This is a genomic window from Anaerorhabdus sp., from assembly GCF_036657415.1.
Taxonomy (GTDB): domain Bacteria; phylum Bacillota_I; class Bacilli_A; order Erysipelotrichales; family Erysipelotrichaceae; genus Anaerorhabdus.
Genome location: NZ_JAVXGL010000112.1, coordinates 419 through 4,967 on the forward strand (window position 1 = coordinate 419; position 4,549 = coordinate 4,967).

Sequence of the window (4,549 nt, forward strand, 5' to 3'; positions counted from 1 at the left end):
CAATTACAGAAACACAGGGTATGACATATGTTGAGGCTCTTGCAAGTGGATTGCCATTATTTGCACGTCCAGATGATGTTTTATCAGAACTTGTATTAGAGAATGAAACAGGCTATTACTTCACTACACCAGATGAATTTTGCGAGAAAGTGAAAATATATCTAAGTTTAAGTCAAGAAGAGAAGAATGCTTTATCTCAACATGCAGTTCAACATGCTAAGCCATATGACTCACAAGAATTCTATCGTCATATCTTTCATGTGTATGAAACGGCAATTGCTAACTACTCTGAGATGTATGTGATTGAACAAATTAGACCTAAAAGTGATTTCATACAAATAGTACTAACTTCACCTAGTTCTGAAGATATCAAGATTTTGGTATCATTAGATCGATACTTTAATAATGGATATCGCAAAGGATTTAAACTAACACAAGAAGAAATTGATGAACTATTAAAAGAAGAAGAAGCTGTAAAAGCGTATCAAACTTGTTTAAGAAAACTTTCAATTAAAGATCGTACACGAAAAGAAATGTATGATTGGCTAACTCAAAATACAGAGCTTGATATTGAAGTCATAAATAAATTAATTGAAAAATTAGAGGAACATGGATTTATTGATGACTTAAAATATACAAAAAGTGCTGTATATGCGATGAAATTAACACTTGTAGGTGAAAATAAAATTATTCGTAATTTAAAGAAAAAAGGTGTTCCAGTTGAAATGATTGAGGAAGTTCTCCAATTTGATGATACTGAAACAGAGGAAAAAAATGCACTTCGTTGGGCGGAAAAAATAAAACCAACCGTTAAAGAAAAATCAGTAAAAATGAAGAAGAAAATTCTTGTTCAAAAGCTGATGGGACAAGGTTTTAGCTCAGATGTGATTGATAAAGTAATGAAGAGTTTGAGCTTTGTGGAAGAAGAACGACAAGAAATTGATAACTTACGCAAAGTTGCGAATAAAGCAAAGAAAAGATATGAAAAGAAGTATAGTGGATTTAAACTGCGAAATACAGTTTATCGCTACTGTGCTTCAATGGGATTTGATGTAGAAGATATCTATGTCATACTAGACGAAATGGAGTGGAAGAATGAGCAATAAGAAAATTAATGAATTTGTTGAAAAAGAGAGTTTAGAGGTACCTTTACTAGTAAAAAGTTTAACTAAAGGTGTTACTCAAAAAGGAGCTCCATATGCATCCGTTGTTTTACAAGATAGTACAGGAACAATCGATGGTAAAATTTGGGATATCAAACCAGAACAAGAAGCAATTATTGAGAATGGTAAAGTACAATTAATTGTTTGCGAAGTATTGAAATATAACAATGCATTACAATTACGTATTCATAAAATTGAAGCACTAAATCAAGAAGAAATTAATTTAGATGAATTTGTAATTGCATCTAAAGTTTCACGTGCAGATTTAGAAATGGTAATTAATAATACAATTTCTTCAATTGAAAATGATAACTATAGAAAATTAATTGAAGGTCTGTTTGAAATGATAGGTAGTGAATTCTATAATTATCCAGCAGCAAGTAAAAACCACCATAGTTTTTTAGGTGGTTTAGCGACGCACGTTGTAGAGATGATTCATCTTGCAGACGCATTATGTAATTTGTATCCGCAATTAAATCGTGATTTGTTAGTGTCAGGGGTATTAGCCCATGACTTAGGAAAAATGTTTGAATTATCAGGTCCAATTACGACTGAGTACACTCTTGAAGGTAAACTTACAGGGCATATTTCTATTCTTCATGGTCGTTTAATGGAAATCGCCTCAAAATTAGGTTTAGCTGAAACGGAAGAAGCAGTATTATTACGTCATTGCATTCTTTCACATCATGGACAACTTGAATATGGTTCACCAGTTTTACCACTTGTTCAAGAAGCTGAAGTGCTTGCGTTTATTGATAACTTAGATGCAAGATTAAATACATTAGAAACTGCACTTTCATCAGTTCAACCAGGAGAATTTACGCAACGAATTTTCGCGATGGAAAGTCGTTCGTTCTATAAACCTAAAAATGATTGATGTACATTGTCATGTTTTATTTGGAGTGGATGATGGAGCAGGGACACTTGATGAATCATTAGCGATGATTCAGGTAGCTCTTAAGCATGGTATGACTAAAATACTTTGTACACCACATTCAATTCCAGGTCATCGTTTTGAAATAAATGATTTTGAACGATTAAATAAGAATTTTGAAAAACTTAAAGTTGCAGTAAAAGAAAAGGGTTATCCAATTGAACTATATCTAGGATCAGAGTTTCAAGTATCAGATTCAGCTCTACCTTGGATTGAAGCGAAAAAAATTGTTACATTAAACAATACGAATCGAATATTAGTAGAACTTCCATGGCATTATAGTGGAATTACAACACATTCAGAAGAGTTTTATCTTCAAGCATTATTAAATAGTGGTTATCGTATCTTGATAGCCCATCCAGAACGTTATAAGAGTGTTATGCAAAATTTTGATACAATCAAGCGTTGGTGTGAAATGGGTTGTACCTTTCAAGTGAATAGTACAAGTTTAATTCCTGGTGAATCTCCAGAGAAAAAAGCATTAGCATGGCGTATAGTGGACGAAGGATATTGCGATGTTATTGCAAGTGATGCTCATGTATTTGAAGGAACACGGATAAATAACCTCGAAATAATTTATAATGAAATTAAAGATAGATATTCTGAAGAATTAGCAGAAAAATTATGTGTTGAAAATCCCTTAAAATGTATTACAGGAGAAGACTTTAACTAAGGCAAGAGAAATCTTGTCTTTTTTATAAAAATTTATTGATAACAAATAAAAAAACGGTTAGCGCACGCTAGCCGTTAATTGTTTTTAATACTTCAGAAAGTTCAGGTTTATTTGTTTCATTGAATTTGACAATGATTGCATCATCTTCTTTATATCTTGGCACAATGTGAAAATGTAAATGATCGACAGTTTGTCCAGATATTTCACCTTGATTACTAATAATATGAGAACCTTTAGCTTTACAGCTTGTTACAATCTTATTAGAGAGCATAGGGAGAACTTTAGCGATATGTGCCATAGATTCCTCATCTGCATCTAAAATATCGTTACAATGCTTCTTAGGGATTACTAGCGTGTGGCCATATGTAACTTGCGCAATATCTAGAATTGCAATTACATGGTCATCTTCATAAACTTTATAAGAAGGTATAGTACCTTCGATGATTTGACAAAATATACACATAAGTATCTCCTATTTCACTACAATTAGTTCGTATTCTCTACTACCTAATCCTATTTTTTCAGCATGTTCAACACAAACTTCCCAATTAGTGTCAGGGTGAGTATCTTTGAATGGATCATGGTGATGATGTTCATGTTTCGATAAAATGCTACCTTCAATGATAGGTGATTTTAAACATGCATCAGCACATGCTTGGTCAAGAGCAACAGGATCAAAACTTGCAAACATTCCAACATCCGCAATAATAGGTATATCATTTTCAGCGTGGCAATCACAATTAGGTGATACATCACAAACAACACTAATATGAAAACATGGTTTATCTTGCACAACAGCAAGCGTATATTCAGCAATTTTTTTATTTAAAATGTCATTTGCTTCCCAATCAATTGTAGAGATTGCATCAAAACCGCATGCACCGATACAGCGACCACATCCAGCACATTTAGTTGTATCGATATGGGCTTTTTTATTTTCGTTAAAGTGAAGTGCATCATGCGCGCATTGTTTTATACATTGACCACATGAACGACATTCATTTTCATCTACAACAGGTTTACCACTACTGTGCATTTCAAATTTACCAGCACGTGATCCACATCCCATACCAATATTCTTTAATGCACCGCCAAAACCGGTAGATTCATGTCCTTTGAAATGTGTTAATGAAATAAAAATATCACTATCCATTACAGCACGTCCAATTTTAGCTTCTTTAACGCATTCTTGATTAATAGGAATAATTGATTCATCAGTTCCTTTTAAACCATCACCAATTAAGATATGACATCCTGTACTAAATGGACTATATCCATTTTGATAAGCACTATCAATGTGATCTAAAGCATTTTTTCTACCACCGACATAAAGCGTATTACAGTCTGTAAGAAAAGGTTTCCCACCATTTTCCTTAATGATATCAACTATCGTTCTAGCGTAGTTAGGACGAAGAAATGCTAAGTTACCTGGTTCACCAAAATGAATCTTAATTGCTACGTATTTATCTTTCATATCGATTGAATCAATACCAGCTCGTTTAACAAGTCGTGCTAATTTCTTTAAGTGACTATCATTAATCTCTGTTTTAAAATCCGTGAAGTATACTTTTGATTTTGTCATGTTTCGTTTCTCCTTATTTATTTACTATTATAAAAGGTAAAAGGATAAAAGAAAAGGTGCTTAGCACCTTTAGTTAAATAAATAGTCTGGATAGTTTGTTTTAATGTTATCGTATAATTCACGATCATAGATTTTAAAACCATATTTTTCTTTTTAAGACTTCCGATTGCCATTTCCTTATTGGGACACGGATTGGT

At 32.8% G+C, this 4,549-nt stretch carries 4 protein-coding genes and 1 pseudogene; 3 read left to right on the top strand and 2 right to left on the bottom strand.

The window, feature by feature from the left end; all coding sequences use genetic code 11:
* From RSB60_RS10790 to RSB60_RS10800, 3 genes and pseudogenes are all read left to right on the top strand, one after another.
* Positions 1-1,106: pseudogene (locus RSB60_RS10790) on the top strand (glycosyltransferase family protein); the annotation flags it as partial.
* Positions 1,096-2,040, top strand: a complete 945-nt coding sequence (locus RSB60_RS10795) for a 3'-5' exoribonuclease YhaM family protein (protein WP_332616292.1) — start codon at positions 1,096-1,098, stop codon at positions 2,038-2,040. The pseudogene RSB60_RS10790 and the gene RSB60_RS10795, both read left to right, overlap by 11 nt.
* Positions 2,033-2,770, top strand: coding sequence for a tyrosine-protein phosphatase (locus tag RSB60_RS10800; protein ID WP_332616294.1), 738 nt, complete (start codon positions 2,033-2,035; stop codon positions 2,768-2,770). The genes RSB60_RS10795 and RSB60_RS10800 overlap by 8 nt, the downstream gene beginning before the upstream one ends.
* A gap of 67 nt (positions 2,771-2,837) precedes the next feature.
* On the opposite strand, the gene RSB60_RS10805 is transcribed toward RSB60_RS10800, so the two are convergent.
* Together RSB60_RS10805 and RSB60_RS10810 are read right to left on the bottom strand one after the other, a co-directional pair.
* Complete coding sequence (locus RSB60_RS10805; RefSeq protein WP_332616296.1) at positions 2,838-3,233, bottom strand: HIT family protein; 396 nt, start codon at positions 3,231-3,233, stop codon at positions 2,838-2,840.
* A gap of 9 nt (positions 3,234-3,242) precedes the next feature.
* Positions 3,243-4,352 carry a DUF362 domain-containing protein gene (locus RSB60_RS10810; protein WP_332475954.1) on the bottom strand — a complete coding sequence of 370 codons (1,110 nt, stop codon included), beginning with the start codon at positions 4,350-4,352 and terminating at the stop codon, positions 3,243-3,245.
* Positions 4,353-4,549: the final 197 nt, after the last annotated feature.